We start from the raw sequence: 17255 nt of genomic DNA on the forward strand, positions 1-17255 counted from the left end.
GTTGGCAATGGCTCAATATGCAATGGCGGCAGTGTGCCTGAGTTCCTCCGCCGTAGCGGTGCCGAAGCCGAAGAATTCGAGATAGGCGGGAATCATCTCAAACAGCATGTCGGTGCCGACCTGCACCTCGCAGCCCTTGTCGCGGACGGCGCGCAGCAGCGGCGTGTATTCGGCCTTCATGACCACCTCCCCGACGAAGCAGCTTGGGGCGATGCGCGACACGTCAAAGGGCAGGGGGTCATCTTCCTTCATGCCGACCGGCGTGGCGTTGACGACCACATCGAAGCCATCCGGGTCGTTCGAACCCGTGCGCACGACCAACTCGGGGTAGTACGTGCGCAGGCGTTGTGCCAACGATTCCGCAGACGCGGCACGGGTGTCATACAAGGCCAGTTCGCCCACGCCTGCCGCCGCCAGCGATGCGGCAATGGCCGAACCCACACCACCTGCGCCCGAGAGCAGCACGCGTGCGCCCGCAAGCTGCCGCCCCTTGCGCAACACGCCGCGCACGAAGCCGGCGCCATCAAACTGGTCGCCCAGCAGCGTGCCGTCCTCGCGCTTGAGTACCGCGTTGCACGCGCCGGCAATGCGCACGGCGGGCGTGACTTCATCCACCATGTCCACCGTGGTCACCTTGTGCGGCATGGTGACCAGCGCGCCGCGCAGGTTGGTGAAGCGGCAGATGGCAGGAAAGCTCTGCGCGTAGTCCTCGGCCTTGACCCCCATGGGCATGACAACGGCGTCGATGCCCTTCGACTCGAACCAGGGGTTGTAGATCATCGGCGACTTGAAGGTCTCCGTCGGATAGCCGATGTGGGCGATGAGGGTGGTTTTTCCAGAGATCATGGGTTCTGCGTGTGGTTTCAGGCGGCCAGGGCTCCGGCCCGTTGGCGGGCGTATTCGGCTTTGTCGACGGGCTGCGCGGTCGGCTGGCCCAGGTCGTCCATGTGGATGCGGTAGGTTTCGCGGGCGCTGAGTGCGGCCACGGCTGCGACCACCGTCACGCCAAAGGCGATGGCACCGACGGTCAGCCAGATGTTGGCGGATCCGGGGGGCGCGACAGCCGTGAAGAGGGCCGGCAGCATGGCGGTGATAGCGGTGCCGACGTTCTGCGAAATCGCCATTGCCGACACACGGGTGCGGGTCGGGAACAGCTCGGGGTAGAAGCTCGGGAACACCGCGTTGTAGCCCTGATAGACCACGCCCCACATCAGGATCGACATGCCAAAGGCCAGCGGCACGTTCTTGATGCTGATGGCGTACAGATAGCCAAACGCGAGCAAGCCGGCCAACAGCGAGCCAATGATGATCGGCGGCTTGCGGCCGATGCGGTCAGACAGGTCACCCACATACGGAATCACCAGCACGGCAACGATATTGCCCACCACCGGAATCCACAGATAGATGTCCTTGGCGAAGCCGATGCCGTAGGCCGGCTGCACCGCATAGGCCGCGCCGAAGATGGTCGCCACCACCGGAATGACGTTCATCAGCGCCATGCAGACCACGCGCAGCATGTCGGGCGAGCTGTACTTGAAGGCGTCGAGCACCGGGGAGCGGGGGCGGCCCTGTTGCTTTTGCTCGGCGGTAAAGGCCGGCGTTTCGTGCACCTCGCGGCGAATGACATAGCCGGCGATGATGACCACGAAGCTCAGCAGGAACGGAATGCGCCAGCCCCAGCTGTTGAACTGTTCGACGGGCATGTAGTGCGCCAGCGGCAGGAATACGGCGGCCGCCAGAATCTGGCCCGCCTGCACGCCTTGCAGCGTAAAGCTGGCAAAGAATCCGCGTCGGCCAAACGGTGCGTGCTCCAGGATCATCGAGCTGGCGCCGGAGATTTCACCGGCCACGGCAAAGCCCTGGATCAAGCGCATGACGACCAGCAGCGTCGGCGCCAGCAGGCCGACTTGATCGTAGGTCGGCAGCAGGCCCACGCCGATCGTCGAGATGCCCATCAGGAACATGCACCACAGCAGCACGTTCTTGCGCCCGTGCGTGTCGCCCAGATGCCCCAGTACGAACGCGCCGATCGGCCGAGCGACATAGCCTACGCCGTACGTCGCCAACGAAGCGATGATGGCTGTCTTCGGATCGCCCTTCGGAAAGAAGATCTGCGGGAAGATCAGCGCCGCTGCGGTGGCGTAGATGAAGAAGTCGTAGTACTCGAGCGCCGAGCCGATCCAGCCGCTGGCGGCGGCTTTCTTCGACTGATGCTTGCCCTGGGGCTCGTGGGCGGCTGCCGTCATGGTGGTCTCCAAGTGGTATCTGTGCGGCCTATCGGTGTTGAAGGGCCGTCTGTGTCTCTGTGTCTGTTACACGCACCGCAGCGTAGTCCGGCACCCAAGGGGGCACAAGCGAATCGCGGCGGGTATTGATCGATGATCGCACAACGCTGTGCGAATAACGCACGACTCAAGGGTTTTTCCGAGTCTTCCGAGTCCGGGCTGTGAAAAAGGGGAGGCGGCTGGCCGGGGTTGGGGGTGCGCAGTCGATTACAAGACCCGCATGATCGAAAGCGCCGTGTCTTGCAGCACCCGTAGCACGCGCTGCACGGCCTGCTCGCTGGTTTCTTCGCCGATCTGCATGTTCACGCTCAATGCCGCCACGACGTTGCCGTGGCGATCGCGCAGCGGCACGGCCACGCCGCGCACGCCGATCTGCAATTGCTGCTCAACCACGGCGTAGTCCTGGCGGCCGGCCTTGCGGATCTCATCGAGCAGGCGTTCGCGCTGCAGGATCGTGTAGGGCGTATAGGGCGTCAGCACACAGGTTTCGAGCCAGGTTTTGACGTCTTCTTCTGGCTGTGCGGCTAGCATCAACACGCCGGCCGACGCCAGCGGTGCCGGCACGCGGGCGCCCAGCACGAAGCCTGTGCTCATGACGCGGCTCGTGCTGGTGCGCGAGATAAACACCAGTTCCCAATCGTCGAGCACGCTGAGGTAGGCCACCTCGCCCACGGCGGCCGTTACCTGCTGCAGGAACGGCTGCACCGTGCGCGGCAGCCGGGCGGAATCGAAGTACGACCAGCCCACCTTCAGCACGCGCGGCGTCAGGCTGAAGAGCGTGCCTTCGCTGGTGAGGTAGCCGAGGTGTTCCAGAGTCAGCAGATAGCGGCGCGCGGCGGTGCGGGTGAGGCCGGTCAGCTCGGCGGCCTGGGTAGGTGTCAGCCGGGGGTGTTCATGGTCGAACGCCTCCAGGATGGCGAGCCCTTTTTCCAAGCCGGCAATCCAGTCGCGCCGATCCAACGGTTCTTTCTTCATGGCGATAACCCTAGAAACGAACGATATGTGCGCGTGATTGTACGATCATCGCACGTTGTTGCGCGAATGACGCTTGTGGGTGAACGGGGTGCCCACCTACGCTGCGGGCATCGATTGAACGCCGCGTCACCGCATCGCCATGAATTCGCCCCTGAGTTCGCTCAAGCTGGGACCCCGTCCTAAATGCATCGCCACCGTGTGCCTGTCCGGCACGCTGCCCGAGAAGCTGGAAGCCGCTGCCGCTGCCGGGTTTGACGGCGTCGAGATCTTCGAGAACGACCTGCTGAATTTCGACGGCTCGCCGGCCAGCGTGCGCCAGATGGCATCCGACCTGGGGCTGGCGATCATGCTGTACCAGCCGTTTCGTGATTTCGAGGCGATGCCGCGCGAGCAGCTTGCCCGCAACCTGGCGCGCGCCGAGCGCAAGTTCGACGTCATGGCGCAGCTGGGTGTGCAGGACATCCTCGTCTGCAGCAATGTGCAGGACATCTCCGTGGACGACCCCGCACGCGCGGCAGACGATCTGCGCCAGATGGCCGAGCTTGCGGCCCCGCGTGGCGTGCGCGTGGGTTATGAAGCGCTGGCCTGGGGTAGGCATACGCGGACCTGGCGCCAGGCGTGGCAGATCGTGAAGCAGGCGGATCACCCCTCGCTGGGGCTGATTCTCGACAGCTTCCATACCCTGTCGCTGGGCGACACGCTGGATGGGTTGCACGACGTGCCGGCGGACAAGCTCTTCTTCGTGCAGCTTGCCGATGCGCCCAAGCTGTCGATGGATGTGCTGTCGTGGAGCCGCCATCACCGTAACTTTCCGGGCCAGGGCGACCTGCCCGTCACGGAATTTGCGCGCACCTTGCTTGATGTCGGCTACACCGGCCCGCTGTCGCTCGAAGTGTTCAACGATGAGTTCCGCTCCGCGCCCGCCCGGCCGACGGCGCAGGACGGTATGCGATCGCTCGTGTGGCTGGAATCGGAAGCCGGCGCGGTAGCGCTGCCGGCGCCCGCGCGCTTTGACGGCGTGGACTTCCTTGAGTTTGCCGTGGATGCGACCGCCGGGCGCGAGCTGGAGGCGCTCTTGCGTGCGCTCGGGTTTGCCTTCGCCGGGCACCATCGCTCCAAGGCGGTGGACCTGTATCGGCAGGGCCACGTCAACGTGATCCTGAACATGGAGCAGGACAGCGCGGCGTCGGAGCATTTCGAGCTGCATGGCCCGTCTGTCTGCGCGATTGGCCTGAAGGTGGACGATGCCGAACGCGCGATGGAACGCGCCCGGGCGCTGTGCTGCCAGGAGTGGCGCGGGCCGGTAGGGCCCAGCGAGCGCAGCATCCCCGCGCTGCGTGCGCCTGATGGCACGCTGCTCTACCTGATCGACGATCGCAATGCGGACCGCAGCATCTACGAAAGCGATTTCGTTTTGCAGCCCACTGCGCAAGCGGATGCCACCGGCCTCGTTTCCATCGACCACGTAGCGCAGGCGCTGCCCGCACATCGGCTCGACAGCTTTGTGCTGTTCTACCGCGCCATCTTCGGCATGCAGGCCGAGGCGGTGCAGGAGATTGCAGACCCGTATGGCTTGGTGAAAAGCCGCGCCATGGTGAGCGCAGACCGCAACGTGCGGATTCCGCTCAACGTGTCGGAAAGCGGGCGTACGGCGACCGGGCGGTTCATTACCGCGTACGCCGGTTCCGGGGTGCATCACGTTGCGTTCCGCACGGAGCGGCTGTTCGAGACCATCGAAGCCATCGATCGAGCCGGCGCTCGCCTGCAGCACGTGCCCGAAAACTACTACGACGATGTCGCCGCCCGCCTTGGGCTGGACGACGCGCTGCTCACACGCCTGCACGACGACGGCCTGCTCTATGACCGCGACGCGCACGGCGATTTTTTGCACACCTACACCGAACCCTTTCGCGAGCGCTTCTTCTTCGAACTCGTACAACGCAACGGTTACCTCGGTTACGGCGCGGCCAATGCGGCCGTGCGCATGGCCGTGCAAGCGCAGCTGAGCCGCAGCGCCACCACGGCAGACCGGTAACCACCATCACGGGCGACCCCGGCCGGTGCAGCCGTGGGCCGCTTCAACGCAACCCGGCTGCGCGGGCAGCCGTCGCACAGGCAACTCCACGACATCAAAAGAGGAGACGGAGGAATCATGAACAAATCAACACTGGCCGCACTGGTGCTCGGCGCCACGAGCCTGCCGGCCGCAGCGCAAGCCACGAGCGGTGTCACGCTTTACGGGCTGATCGACACGACGATCCGCTACAGCACGCATGAAAACGCTGCCGGCAACCACAACCTGCAGATGACCGACGGTGTGCTCACCGGCAGCCGCTGGGGCTTGCGCGGCACCGAAGACCTGGGTGGTGGCACCAAGGCCATGTTCATTCTGGAGTCGGGTTTTTCGCCCGATACCGGCAACAGCCAGCAAGGCGGGCGCTTGTTTGGCCGCACGGCCGTGGTGGGCCTGGAGAGCGACTACGGCAAGCTCTACCTCGGCCGGCAGTACACGCTGGCGCACGAAGTGTTGTCGTCGTACGAGGCGATGGCGTTTGCCAACAACTCCATCGTGGGCTACCAGGGCGGCAACTACACCGGCTTGCGCTATGACAACACGGTCAAGTACATCAAATCATTCGGCGGGCTGCAACTGGCCGGCGCATGGACGTTTGGCGAGGCGGCGGGCAGCTTCAGCAAGAGCTCGGCGGGCGCGGGCTCCATCGTCTACAGCATGGGGCCGGCGGAAGTGGGCGCGGTGTACCAGGTGACGCGGGATGTGTCTTCGGCGTTCTTTGGCGCGGTGCCGGCAGCATTGGCCAGCAAGCAGACGGTGTGGGGCTTCGGCGGCAAGCTGGAGTCGTCCATTGCCACGTGGTACCTGGGCTACACCAACAGCCGACTCGACGTGGCCGACTACAAGAACCAGGCCGCTTACGTTGGCGCAAAGGTGCCGCTGAGTGGCGCGTTGAGCTTCATCGGCACGGTGCAATACGACTGGATGAAACACCTCGGCAACAGCGGCAAGCGCGTGACCAGCGCCGGCATGCTCGACTACGCGTTCAGCAAGCGCACGGATGTGTATGCCGAAATCGACTACACGCACCTGCAAGGCGCGTGGGTGGCGTTGAACAGCGCGGCCGCGTTCAACAACTCGGGCAACACGTATGGCAACAACTCGCGATTGGGCGTGATGCTGGGTGTGCGCCACAAGTTCTAAGTTCTAGGGTGGTTGGGTGTGCAAAGCCCCTCGGCTTCAAGGTCGAGGGGCTTTTGCTTTGATGCGGATCAGAACATCAGAACGAATGCTTCAGCCCAACACCGGCCAGCACCGTCTTCATGCCCGGTGCCGTGCCGCCCGCCACAATGGTGGTCTTGAGGTTTTCCAGCGGATCGGCCGCGCCCACGGCACCCGCATCTGCGTACACCAGTTGCGCATACAGCGTGGTGCGCTTGGAGAACGCGTAATCGTTGCTCAGCACGATCGATTTGGTCGAGCTATTGTGCGCGCTGCTTTCGTACTTGCTGTAGTAGCCCGCGAGCGTGGCGGTGTTGCTCGCGCTCCATTTGTAGTCGAGCCCCGCGCCGATCGACTTGACGTCGGACACGCGCGCACCGCTCGGCGCATTGTTGGTCACGCCAATGAAGTTGAGCCTGCCCGTGAAGGCGTTGAACGGTACGGCCACGCCGGCGCTCCACAGGCGGCTGAGCGTCTCGCCCGTGTTGCTGTCCGCCATCGACTGATAGCCCAGGCCGACCACCACAGGCCCGGTGTACGTGGCTCCCAGCGAAACCTCGTTGCCCTTCTTGAAGCTGCCTGCCGCCTCACCCAGCGAGTACGCCACGCCCAGCCACACCGGCCCGAAGTTGTTCGAGTACTGCACTGTGTTGGCCGTGAACACGCCGATGTCGTTGCCGGCGTTGGTGCCGGCACCCAAGGCATTGGCCGGTGCGGCCAATTGGTTGTACGCCCAGCCGAACAGGTTGGAGAACTGCTCCTTGAAGCCGCGCGCTTCGGTGCCGATGGTGCCGATGAGTGCCGGGCTGTACTGGCGGCCCAGTGTGACGGTGCCCCAGTTGCCGCTCAGGCCCACGTTCGCCTGCCGGCGGAAGAGTTCCGAGCTGAAGCCCGGGCCGGTGGTGAGCGTGCCCGTGTCGCTGCTGTAATGCCCTTCGAGGTTGAAGGTGGCTTTCAGCCCGCCGCCCAGGTCTTCCGTGCCCTTGAGGCCCCAGATGCTCGGGCTGATGCCGCCGGAGCGCATCTCTGTCAGGCTGCCGGTGTTGTCGGCGCTGTGGTTGCGGTATTGCAGCCCGGCGTCGATCGTGCCGTAGATCGTGACTGAGGACTGCGCCAGGGCGCCGCTTGCCGCGCAGCCCAGGCTCGCCACCAGGAACGCGCCGCGAAGGTGTTTGCTCTGCATGTCGTCTCCGTATTGTCTTTGTGGTTGTCGTGTCATCGGTCCGGCAGATTGGGCACGGACCGGGCGCGGCAGCGCAATATGCATACCATCGCGTTCGCAACCGATTGCCGTGCGTTTGCTGGCGTTGCAGCGTTTTGAATAACGTTTGCGCGCTGAGGGCGGGATGCTGGCGGTGTGGTGAGACGCAACACTCGGTGCAACAGGTGTCTCGATGGCTGTTCCGCAATGGAGCAGCGCGTGCAGCGCCTACTTCAGCGGTGCGTTCTCCATCCAGCGGTCTTCCAGTTCGCGCCAGGCGTGCGCTACGTTCAGCGCATGCCGGGGGTGGAAGTTGCGCCAGTCGCGATAGGCGAGGCCTGGGGCGTAGGCGAGCGCGTGAGCGCCGTCGCCGCCCGTCTCGACAGCATGGGCAATCGACGTGTTGAGGGCATCGAGATACGACAGCGTGGGTTGCAGCATCTGCGCGGGCGTGCCGATGGCCGTGGCGACAACGATGTCGACCGGCAACTGCGCGAGGGCCCGCAGCGCTTGCCGCCAGCCAAGCAGCGAACCCTCCTGCAGATCGGGCACGCGCTGCCGATACGCCAACCCACCTGCGCACAGCACACGACGCTGCGGCGCATACAGCGTCGTATCGGACGCACTATGCGCCGCCGGGTGGATGTGCACCTGCCACGCCGTCTTGCCGGTGTGCAGCCAATCGCCGTCGCGCAGTGCGGGTTCGGGAATGACGATCTCGGTGCCGCGCATCGCGCCTTCGCCGAGCATGCGGGTCAGGCGCGCGAGGCAGCTGTCGCAACGCTGCCGCATGAGGTTGGCGGTGGCAACCGACGCCAGAAACGCCGGGCGTGGCTGCAGCCGCCCAAACGCAGCGTTGGCCAGCACGTGCTCAGGGTGCGCGTGGGTGTTGACCACCCAGCGGATCGGCTCGGCGGTGAGGTTGCGGATGGCGGCAATCAAGCGATCGCCCCAATGGAGGTGCGGCCCTGGGTCCACCACCAGCACGCCATTGCCGGTGACGTGCACCAGCGTCGGAACGACTTCACCGGCATTGATGCGGGCAGCTTCGGCATTGTCGGCGCGCGCTGCGTACAGGCCGTCTTGCAGCCGCACCAGCGACACACGCGCAGGTGTGGCGACGGTGGTCAGCGCTGGGTTGACGGTGAGGGCAAACATCAGCCGCATCCACTGCCGACGAGCACGCGCCTCGGCCATGTCAGCGGGCCAGCGCTGCGCTTTCATAGCGCGGGTAGAAGCGCGTGACATTGCGTACGTACTCGGCGGGCATGCCGCCCCAGCGGGCGTACTCGGGCGCTACCGGCATCGCGAGTACCTCCGCCAGATCGCGCCCTTCTTCCGCCGCGCGCCGCAGCCGTGTGTCCAGCCACAGCAGATACTGTCGCGTTTGCGCGATGGCATCCGCGTGGCCCAGCGCGGGGCCGTGGCTCGGGATCAGCACCCGCGCACCGCTCTGCGCAACGATGCCCTGAAGTGCGTCCAGGCTGGCGAGCCAACGCGCGATGTCCGCATGTGGCGTGGTGGGAATCCGATCACGAAACGCGATGCCGCCCGCAAACACCACGTCACTGGTGCGGTCCACCAGCACGAGGTCGTCGGCCGTATGGCCATCGAGGCGGATGAGATCGATGCGATGGCGGCCAAAGATGCGCTGCCCAGGCGTCAACGGTTGATTGGGCGGCGTGGGCACGGTGTCCCGCATCCAGTCGCCGCACAGGCGGTAGAGGTTGTCGGCATACGCGGCGCCTTCCTGCTGCGCCCCGGCGATGGTGCCCGGCAGCGCTTGCGCGCCAACATCTGCATAGGCCTGGTTGCCGAAGAAGTAATCCGGATGCAGGTTCAGGTTGAACACCCAGCGTACCGGTGACGACGTGACCTGGCCGATGGCGCGGCGCTGCTGCGCGCCGTACAGCGCAGACGGCCCCGTGTTGATGACGAGCACGCCATCGCCCGTATCAATGAAACCGGTGTTGATGATGTTGCAGCCGTTGCCGGGCCCGAAATCGGCATTGGCACCTTCGAGCACCCAGACGTCCGGTGCCACCTGGCGCGGCACGAGGTAGTAATCCAGGCTTTCGGCCAGCACGCCGAGCGGCAGCACGAAGAGGCATAGCCACAGAACACGCATGCGGTTCATGGCGTCACCTGCGCGCGGATGCGGTTGCCATTGTTGTCGACGCCCGCCACCGAGACGCCGCGTTCGGCTGGGCCATCAAAGTCGAACGAGAAGATCGGGTTCTCCGCCACGGGTTCGTGCAGCGCCAGCCGAAGCAGAGGCTGACGGTTCGCATCCAGCAGTTCCAGCCGTTCAATATGGAACGACGGAATGCCGGCGACGAGACCCGTATCCATCGGGTGCATCACCCGCAACCGGATGCGCGTGCCCGCTCCGTTGAAGCCCGGAAACACGCGCGATTCGACCCGGTTCAGCGTGGTGCTCCAGGTGGCGTTCCGACGCGTGGCCCCTGGCAGCGTGCAGCCGCCGCCGGTGGCATCCACTATCAACGTGCCGATATGCCAGATGCCATCGGGCGTGCGCGCCGCCACGCGCACCGCCGATGCCTCCTGCAGCTTGAAGCGGAACGACAACGCCGGCCGCGCGCGCATCGGCTCGAACGCCAGCACCAGGCGGATCGGGTTGCGGTCCACTGCCACAACGATGCGTTCCACCTTGCCGAGCGCCGAGGCATCGAAGGCAATCGGCACTTGCATGGCGTCTTCGGCAAACGCTGGTCCGGTCACGTGGACACGGTTATCGAACATGGCCGGCGCATTGCCCAGAAATTCCTGATGGATGGCCGGCCACAGCGGCGAGCCTGCTGGGTCAGCGTTGGGCTCAGCCCGTGTGGGCGATGGCAGCCAAGCAACGACAAGTGCCGCAATGGCACAGCCACGCGCGAAGGCTGTGGCATGGGGATACGCCGGTCTCATTGTGTTCTTGTAGGTTCTGGGCAACCGGTGGCATTGCGAAAGTCATGCCACGCGGCGCGTGCTCCAGAACCGGTGCGCAAGCGGTTTGAGCGTTGCGCTTTGGAACAGTGAGTGTTGCATTCTGGAACACCACCACGGGCGCACAAGGCAGAACGGCGATTGCCCGGCGCTCAGCGCCCCCACATCTTGGGATGGCCCGCCTTTTGCAGAGTCTGCACGGACACAGCGCACACCGCACACAGCAACGCTGACGTCATCACTCATACATCAGGAGACACCCCATGCGTTACGCTCATCCCGGCACACCCGGCGCCATCGTTTCGTTCAAGCCGCGCTACGGCAACTTCATCGGCGGCGAGTTCGTTGCGCCGGTCAAGGGCCAGTACTTCACCAACACCACACCGGTGACGGGCGAGGCGATTGCCGAGTTCCCGCGCTCGACGGCTGAAGATATCGAGCGCGCGCTCGACGCCGCCCACGCCGCCGCCGACGCATGGGGCCGCACCTCGGCGCAGGACCGCTCGCTGGTCCTGCTCAAGATTGCCGACCGCATCGAGCAGAACCTTGAGCTGCTGGCCGTGACCGAAACGTGGGACAACGGCAAGCCCGTGCGCGAAACGCTGAACGCCGATATCCCGCTGGCGGCCGATCACTTCCGCTACTTCGCCGGCTGCATCCGCGCACAAGAGGGTTCCGCTGCGGAGATCAACGAATTCACCGTGGCGTATCACATCCACGAGCCGCTGGGCGTGGTGGGTCAGATCATCCCGTGGAATTTCCCGCTGCTGATGGCCGCATGGAAGCTGGCCCCCGCGCTGGCCGCCGGCAACTGCATCGTGCTCAAGCCCGCGGAGCAGACGCCGCTGGGCATCAACGTGCTGCTGGAGCTGATTGGCGACCTGCTGCCGGCTGGCGTGCTCAACGTTGTGCACGGCTACGGCAAGGAAGCTGGCGAGGCTCTGGCCACCAGCAAACGCATCGCCAAGATCGCCTTCACAGGCTCCACGCCGGTGGGCTCGCACATCCTGAAGTGCGCGGCCGAAAACATCATCCCGTCGACGGTGGAGCTGGGCGGCAAGTCGCCCAACATCTACTTCGAAGACATCATGCAGGCCGAGTCGAGCTTTATCGAAAAGGCGGCTGAAGGGCTGGTACTCGGCTTCTTCAACCAGGGCGAGGTGTGCACGTGCCCCTCGCGCGCGCTGGTGCAGGAATCGATCTACAGCCGCTTCATGGATGCCGTGTTGACCAAGGTGGCTGCCATCAAGCGCGGTGACCCGCTCGACACGGAAACGATGGTTGGCGCGCAAGCCTCGGAGCAGCAGTTCTACAAGATCCGCAGCTATCTGGAAATCGCGCAGGAAGAGGGTGCCGAATGCCTGGTCGGCGGCGATGTGGAAGTGCTGCCCGGCAATCTGTCGAAGGGCTACTACATCAAGCCGACGCTGCTCAAGGGCAACAACAGCATGCGCGTGTTCCAGGAAGAGATCTTCGGCCCGGTGATTGCCGTGACGACGTTCAAGGACGAAGCGCAGGCCATCCAGATCGCCAACGACACCGAGTACGGTCTGGGCGCCGGCCTGTGGACGCGCGACATCAACCGCGCGTACCGCGTCGGCCGCGCCATCAAGGCGGGCCGTGTGTGGACGAACTGCTACCACCTGTATCCGGCGCACGCGGCATTCGGCGGCTACAAGAAGTCGGGCGTGGGTCGCGAGACCCACAAGATGATGCTCGACCACTACCAGCAGACCAAGAACCTGCTGGTGAGCTACGACGTCAACCCGCTGGGCTTCTTCTGATGGTGTAGCTGTCTGCAGCAAAGGCAGCAGGCGCGTGGCGATCGACAACCGCGACAACCGCGCGCCTGCCCGCTGATCCACAGGTCAAAGAACCTGGGTCAAAAAAATCATTCGGAGACACGGCTATGTGCCGTCCCAACGTGCCGCAGCGCCGGACGTATCAGGCCGTGCTGCGCCTGTGTTACGCGAGTGCGCTGGCCTGCAGCCCGCTTTGCGCGCACGCGCAGACGGCACCCGCTGATGCCGACGCTCGCCTGATGCTTGCCACGACCACGGTCATCGGCACCACGCCGCTGCTTGGCATTGGCACGCCGCTGTCGCAGGTCTCCGCCAATGTGCAGACGCTGCGTGGCAGCGATTTGCGCAGCCAGCACCGCACGGTGCTCACCGACGATTTCGAAAAGAACCTGCCCAGCGTCGATATCAACGAGGTGCAGGGCAACCCGTATCAGACGGACCTCCACTATCGCGGCTTTACCGCATCGCCCGTGTTGGGCACGCCGCAAGGCTTATCGGTATTCGTGGATGGCGTGCGCGCCAACGAGCCCTTCGGCGACGTGGTGAACTGGGACCTGATCCCCCGCCTGGCGATCGACACCATCCAGTTGATCCCGGGTTCGAACCCGACCTATGGGCTCAACACGCTGGGCGGTGCCATCACCATTGTCACCAAGAACGGCAAGCAGAACCCGGGCGGTTCGGCGGAAGTGTCCGGTGGTTCATGGGGCCGCAAGTCTGCGCAGGCTGAGCAGGGCCGCACGATTGGCGCCAACCTGGATTACTACGTCAGCGCCAGTGCCCTGAACGACAACGGCTGGGCCGACCACAACGCCAGCCGCGTGCGCCAGGCATTCGGCAAGCTGCGCTACACCAGCGCAGATACCACGCTGTCGCTGTCGGTGGGCGGGGCTGACAACACGCTGCAGGGCAGCCAGACGCTTCCGCGTTCGTTCCTTAGCAACCCGGCGCAGGCGTATACATTTCCCGACACGAACAAGAACAGCACGGCGTACATCACGCTGTCAGGCGACCACTTCCTCAACGACGATCTGCAACTGAGCGGCAACGTCTACTACCGCCATTTCCGCAACGCCAACCTCAGCAGCAACGTCAACGAGGACTTCGGCAGCGTGGATGCGAATGGCAATGTCGATACGGTGCAGTCGCACAACGCGCAGTCCGTCATCTCCACTGACAGCTATGGCGCCAGCGTGCAACTGACGCGCATGAGCGCCCTCGCCGGCATGGAGAATCAGCTCGTGGTGGGCGCTGCTGCGGACTTTGCCAACTCCGGTTTTACGCAGGGCGCGCAGGACGCTTTCTTTACCGATGCGCGCGCGTCGGTCGGCATCGGAGGTTTTACGCAAACCACTAACGCGAAGACGCGCAACGGCAACCTCGGTGTGTACTTCAACGACACGCTGTCGCTCAGCAAGCAATGGACGCTCACGCTGGCGGGCCGCTACAACTGGGCGCGCGCGGTCATCCGCGATGCCAGCGGTGCGCAGCCGCTGCTCGACGGCGATCACACGTTCTCGCGCTTCAATCCGGCCATCGGGCTGAACTGGAACCCGACGCCAAAGCTGACCATCTACGCGACGTACAACGAAGGCATGCGCGCGCCCACCGCCATCGAGCTGGCGTGTGCGGACCCCGCCGCGCCGTGTTCGTTGCCGAACAACTTCATTGCCGATCCGCCGCTCAAGCCCGTCATCTCCAAGACGTTCGAAGCTGGCATGCGCGGCCGCGTGGGTGAGGCCACGACGTGGAGCGCCGCCGTCTACAGCACCACGCTCAACGACGACATCCAGTTCGTGAGCGCGGGCGCGGCCAGCACGCTGGGCTTCTTCCAAAACGTGGGCCGTACGCGCCGGCAGGGCTTTGAACTGGCGGCCCACATGCAAGTCGGGCCCGTGGGCGTCAGCGCGAGCTACAGCTATGTCAACGCGACCTATCGCTCCGACTGGACCGAACACAGCCCCAGCAACTCCAGCGCAGATGCGAACGGCAACATCCACATCAAGTCTGGAGACCGCATCCCTGGCATTCCAGAAAGCACGATCAAGCTGCGGCTCGACTACGCCGCTACGCCCAAGTGGAAGATCGGCACCAACCTGATCTGGCGCGGCAGCATCTACGCGCGCGGCGATGAGAACAACGCCGATGCCAACGGCAAGCTCTCCGGCTACTTCCTTGCTGATCTGGATACGACGTACCAAGTCACCAAGCAATTGCAGGTGTTCGCCACGGTGTCGAACCTGTTCAACCGCCGCTACCAGAGCTTTGGCGTGCTGGGCGCGAATGCCTTTACGGGGCCGAACAATACCTTCAACGGCACCAACCCGATCAATGCGCAATTTGTTGCGCCGGGTGCGCCGCGCAGCGTGTGGGTGGGGGTGCGGTATGCCTGGCAATAGGTATGGCAATCGGGCATTGGCGCGGCCTGACCTGGCTGCTCCATTTTTTCGCAACCGAACAGGGATGTGTTGCGGCGTGAAGCACAACACAGCGCGCAAACGCGCGCGATGCCGCGGTGCCTCTGCGTTTGCCAGATGGCATGGGACTTGCCAAGGAGCCGTGCGGTGCGACTGTCGCATCAGCGGAGTTTGACAACAACAGAGAGGTAGGAGACAACGATGAGGACACTACGCGTGATCACGCTGGCGGCGGCAAGCCTGACGGCAACGCTCACCGCCACCGCAGCAACGCCCCCTGTGACAGACGCCATGATCCAGAACGACGCCAAGTCTTCTGGCGACGTGCTGACCTGGGGTATGGGGACGCAAGGCCAGCGGTTTTCGGGACTCACCAAGATCAACACGAAGAACGTCAACCGGCTCGTGCCGGCGTGGTCGTTCTCGTTTGGCGGCGAGAAGCAGCGCGGGCAGGAAGCCCAGCCGCTCATCTACAACGGCAAGATGTTCGTCACCGCGTCGTACTCGCGCATCTACGCGATCGACCTGAAGACGGGGCAGAAGCTTTGGAAGTACGAGCAGCGTCTGCCCGACGCCATCATGCCGTGCTGCGATGTGGTGAACCGCGGCGCGGCACTGTACGACAACCTCGTCATCTTCGGCACCCTCGATGCGCAGCTTGTCGCGCTCAACCAGGACACCGGCAAGGTGGTCTGGAAAGAGAAGATCGATGACTACGCCGCCGGCTATTCGTACACCGCCGCGCCGCTGATCGTGAAGGGCATGGTGCTGACGGGTGTGTCCGGTGGCGAATTTGGTGTGGTGGGCCGCGTGGAAGCCCGCGACGCCAAGACCGGCGAGCTGCTCTGGACCCGCCCGACCGTCGAAGGCCACATGGGCTACAAGTACGACAAGGACGGCAACAAGACCGAGAACGGCATCACCGGCACGCTCAATGCCAGCTGGCCCGGCGAGACGTGGAAGACCGGCGGCGCATCGACGTGGCTGGGCGGCACGTATGACCCGCAGACCGGCCTGGTGTACTTCGGCACCGGCAACCCCGGCCCGTGGAACAGCCACATCCGCAAGGGCGACAACCTGTATTCGTCGTCCACGCTCGCCATCGACCCGGATACCGGCAAGATCGTCTGGCACTACCAGAACACCCCGAACGACGGCTGGGATTTCGACGGCGTGAACGAGTTCGTTACGTTCGATATGGACGGCAAGCGCGTCGGCGCCAAGGCGGATCGCAACGGTTTCTTCTACGTGAACGACGCGAAGACGGGCCAGTTGCTCAACGCGTTCCCCTTTGTGAAGGTCAACTGGGCGACCAGCATCGACCTGAAGACGGGCCGCCCGAATTATTCGCCGGACCACCGTCCGGGCGACCCGGCCGCTGCAACCGGCGACGACAAGAAGGGCCAGTCGGTGTTTGCGGCGCCGGGCTTCCTTGGCGGCAAGAACCAGATGCCGATGGCGTACAGCCCGCAGACCGGCCTGTTCTACGTGCCCTCCAACGAGTGGGGCATGGACATCTGGAATGAGCCGATCAGCTACAAGAAGGGCGCGGCTTACCTGGGTGCCGGCTTCACCATCAAACCGCTCAATGAGGACTACATCGGCTCACTGCGCGCGATCAACCCCAAGACCGGCAAGCTGGAATGGGAGATCAAGAACAGCGCGCCGCTGTGGGGTGGCGTGATGACGACCGCCGGCGGCCTGGTGTTCTGGGGCACGCCCGAGGGTTACCTGAAGGCGGCAGACGCCAAGACTGGTAAGGAGCTGTGGAAATTCCAAACCGGCAGCGGCATCGTCGCGCCGCCCGTCACGTGGGAGGACAGCGGCGAGCAGTTCGTGGCCGTCGTCTCCGGCTGGGGTGGTGCCGTGCCACTGTGGGGCGGTGAGGTGGCCAAGCGCGTGAACTTCCTGGAGCAGGGTGGTTCGGTCTGGGTGTTCAAGCTGCACAAGAACTAAGTTGCACCGTGCCGGGCTGCGTCCCCAACGGCGCGGCGCCCCCAACGGCGCGGCGCCCGGCACGGCCGATGACAGCATCACGAAGGTTTGGAAGGACATCATGCGTAAAGGAATGTTTTTGCTGTTGACGCTGGCGTCAACGGCCATCAGTACGGCGGCCTATGCCGCGCCCGACATGCAGGCCCTGGCGGACAAGAGCGGCTGCTTTTCGTGCCACAGCGTGCAGAACAAGATCGTCGGCCCAGCGTTTGCCGATGTGGCGGCCAAGTACAAAGGCGACGCCGACGCGCCGGCCCGGCTCGCACAAAAAGTGCGCGAGGGTGGCAAGGGGGTGTGGGGCCGTATTCCCATGCCGCCACATCCGAACCTCAAGGAAGAAGAGGCGCAGCAACTCGTGGCATGGGTGTTGAGCCGCTGATTCGGAGTCTTGCGCGG

At 64.5% G+C, this 17255-nt stretch carries 13 protein-coding genes; 6 read left to right on the top strand and 7 right to left on the bottom strand.

Features of this window, described 5'->3' with window-relative positions:
• Positions 1 to 12: 12 nt before the first annotated feature.
• The 3 genes from ACN9M1_RS03990 to ACN9M1_RS04000 all read right to left on the bottom strand — a co-directional run bounded on the left by ACN9M1_RS03990 (position 13) and on the right by ACN9M1_RS04000 (position 3260).
• A complete protein-coding gene (locus tag ACN9M1_RS03990; RefSeq protein WP_426397573.1) occupies positions 13 to 846 on the bottom strand; it encodes a shikimate dehydrogenase family protein in 834 nt (277 codons plus the stop codon).
• A gap of 17 nt (positions 847 to 863) precedes the next feature.
• Positions 864 to 2246, bottom strand: coding sequence for an MFS transporter (locus ACN9M1_RS03995; RefSeq protein ID WP_426397574.1), 1383 nt, complete (start codon positions 2244 to 2246; stop codon positions 864 to 866).
• 246 nt (positions 2247 to 2492) lie between these two features.
• Positions 2493 to 3260 carry an IclR family transcriptional regulator domain-containing protein gene (locus ACN9M1_RS04000; protein ID WP_366171875.1) on the bottom strand — a complete coding sequence of 256 codons (768 nt, stop codon included), beginning with the start codon at positions 3258 to 3260 and terminating at the stop codon, positions 2493 to 2495.
• 139 nt (positions 3261 to 3399) lie between these two features.
• Here ACN9M1_RS04000 and ACN9M1_RS04005 point away from each other — a divergent pair, with 139 nt between their 5' ends.
• Positions 3400 to 5295: a bifunctional sugar phosphate isomerase/epimerase/4-hydroxyphenylpyruvate dioxygenase family protein gene (locus tag ACN9M1_RS04005; protein ID WP_426397585.1), complete on the top strand. Its 1896-nt coding sequence runs from the start codon at positions 3400 to 3402 to the stop codon at positions 5293 to 5295.
• 117 nt (positions 5296 to 5412) lie between these two features.
• Entirely contained in the window at positions 5413 to 6477 is a 1065-nt protein-coding gene (locus tag ACN9M1_RS04010; RefSeq protein WP_426397587.1) for a porin, read from the top strand.
• Positions 6478 to 6553: 76 nt separating this feature from the next.
• Here the strand turns inward: ACN9M1_RS04010 and ACN9M1_RS04015 are convergent, their stop codons facing one another.
• The 4 genes from ACN9M1_RS04015 to ACN9M1_RS04030 form a co-directional block, all read right to left on the bottom strand.
• Positions 6554 to 7678, bottom strand: a complete 1125-nt coding sequence (locus ACN9M1_RS04015; protein ID WP_426397589.1) for a porin — start codon at positions 7676 to 7678, stop codon at positions 6554 to 6556.
• 246 nt (positions 7679 to 7924) lie between these two features.
• Positions 7925 to 8854 carry an MBL fold metallo-hydrolase gene (locus tag ACN9M1_RS04020; RefSeq protein WP_426397590.1) on the bottom strand — a complete coding sequence of 310 codons (930 nt, stop codon included), beginning with the start codon at positions 8852 to 8854 and terminating at the stop codon, positions 7925 to 7927.
• A gap of 40 nt (positions 8855 to 8894) precedes the next feature.
• On the bottom strand, positions 8895 to 9833 hold the full coding sequence (locus ACN9M1_RS04025) for a quinoprotein relay system zinc metallohydrolase 1 (RefSeq protein ID WP_426397592.1): 939 nt from the start codon (positions 9831 to 9833) through the stop codon (positions 8895 to 8897).
• Complete coding sequence (locus ACN9M1_RS04030; RefSeq protein WP_426397594.1) at positions 9830 to 10627, bottom strand: quinoprotein dehydrogenase-associated SoxYZ-like carrier; 798 nt, start codon at positions 10625 to 10627, stop codon at positions 9830 to 9832. The genes ACN9M1_RS04025 and ACN9M1_RS04030 overlap by 4 nt, the downstream gene beginning before the upstream one ends.
• Positions 10628 to 10908: 281 nt before the next feature.
• Between ACN9M1_RS04030 and exaC the strand changes: the two genes are divergently transcribed.
• The 4 genes from exaC to ACN9M1_RS04050 all read left to right on the top strand — a co-directional run bounded on the left by exaC (position 10909) and on the right by ACN9M1_RS04050 (position 17238).
• Complete coding sequence (gene exaC, locus ACN9M1_RS04035; protein ID WP_426397596.1) at positions 10909 to 12429, top strand: acetaldehyde dehydrogenase ExaC; 1521 nt, start codon at positions 10909 to 10911, stop codon at positions 12427 to 12429.
• 125 nt (positions 12430 to 12554) lie between these two features.
• Entirely contained in the window at positions 12555 to 14846 is a 2292-nt protein-coding gene (locus ACN9M1_RS04040; protein WP_426397597.1) for a TonB-dependent receptor, read from the top strand.
• Between the two features lie 219 nt (positions 14847 to 15065).
• The gene (locus ACN9M1_RS04045; protein ID WP_426397599.1) at positions 15066 to 16820 is read left to right on the top strand and encodes a PQQ-dependent methanol/ethanol family dehydrogenase; all 1755 of its coding nucleotides are present in this window, start codon (positions 15066 to 15068) and stop codon (positions 16818 to 16820) included.
• A 100-nt stretch (positions 16821 to 16920) separates the two neighbouring features.
• Positions 16921 to 17238, top strand: a complete 318-nt coding sequence (locus tag ACN9M1_RS04050) for a c-type cytochrome (RefSeq protein WP_426397601.1) — start codon at positions 16921 to 16923, stop codon at positions 17236 to 17238.
• The last annotated feature ends 17 nt before the right edge of the window (positions 17239 to 17255 follow it).

The sequence above is a fragment of the Ralstonia sp. R-29 genome, assembly GCF_049913345.1.
Taxonomy (GTDB): Bacteria; Pseudomonadota; Gammaproteobacteria; order Burkholderiales; family Burkholderiaceae; genus Ralstonia.

Excerpts from the sequence above, each read along its gene's own strand:
- ACN9M1_RS04005 (WP_426397585.1), top strand. The coding sequence starts at position 3,400 with ATGAATTCGCCCCTGAGTTCGCTCAAGCTGGGACCCCGTCCTAAATGC.
- ACN9M1_RS04000 (WP_366171875.1), bottom strand. The coding sequence starts at position 3,260 with ATGAAGAAAGAACCGTTGGATCGGCGCGACTGGATTGCCGGCTTGGAA.
- ACN9M1_RS04040 (WP_426397597.1), top strand. The coding sequence starts at position 12,555 with ATGTGCCGTCCCAACGTGCCGCAGCGCCGGACGTATCAGGCCGTGCTG.
- ACN9M1_RS04050 (WP_426397601.1), top strand. The coding sequence starts at position 16,921 with ATGCGTAAAGGAATGTTTTTGCTGTTGACGCTGGCGTCAACGGCCATC.
- ACN9M1_RS04015 (WP_426397589.1), bottom strand. The coding sequence starts at position 7,678 with ATGCAGAGCAAACACCTTCGCGGCGCGTTCCTGGTGGCGAGCCTGGGC.
- ACN9M1_RS03995 (WP_426397574.1), bottom strand. The coding sequence starts at position 2,246 with ATGACGGCAGCCGCCCACGAGCCCCAGGGCAAGCATCAGTCGAAGAAA.
- ACN9M1_RS04045 (WP_426397599.1), top strand. The coding sequence starts at position 15,066 with ATGAGGACACTACGCGTGATCACGCTGGCGGCGGCAAGCCTGACGGCA.
- ACN9M1_RS04025 (WP_426397592.1), bottom strand. The coding sequence starts at position 9,833 with ATGAACCGCATGCGTGTTCTGTGGCTATGCCTCTTCGTGCTGCCGCTC.
- ACN9M1_RS03990 (WP_426397573.1), bottom strand. The coding sequence starts at position 846 with ATGATCTCTGGAAAAACCACCCTCATCGCCCACATCGGCTATCCGACG.
- exaC (WP_426397596.1), top strand. The coding sequence starts at position 10,909 with ATGCGTTACGCTCATCCCGGCACACCCGGCGCCATCGTTTCGTTCAAG.
- ACN9M1_RS04030 (WP_426397594.1), bottom strand. The coding sequence starts at position 10,627 with ATGAGACCGGCGTATCCCCATGCCACAGCCTTCGCGCGTGGCTGTGCC.
- ACN9M1_RS04010 (WP_426397587.1), top strand. The coding sequence starts at position 5,413 with ATGAACAAATCAACACTGGCCGCACTGGTGCTCGGCGCCACGAGCCTG.
- ACN9M1_RS04020 (WP_426397590.1), bottom strand. The coding sequence starts at position 8,854 with ATGTTTGCCCTCACCGTCAACCCAGCGCTGACCACCGTCGCCACACCT.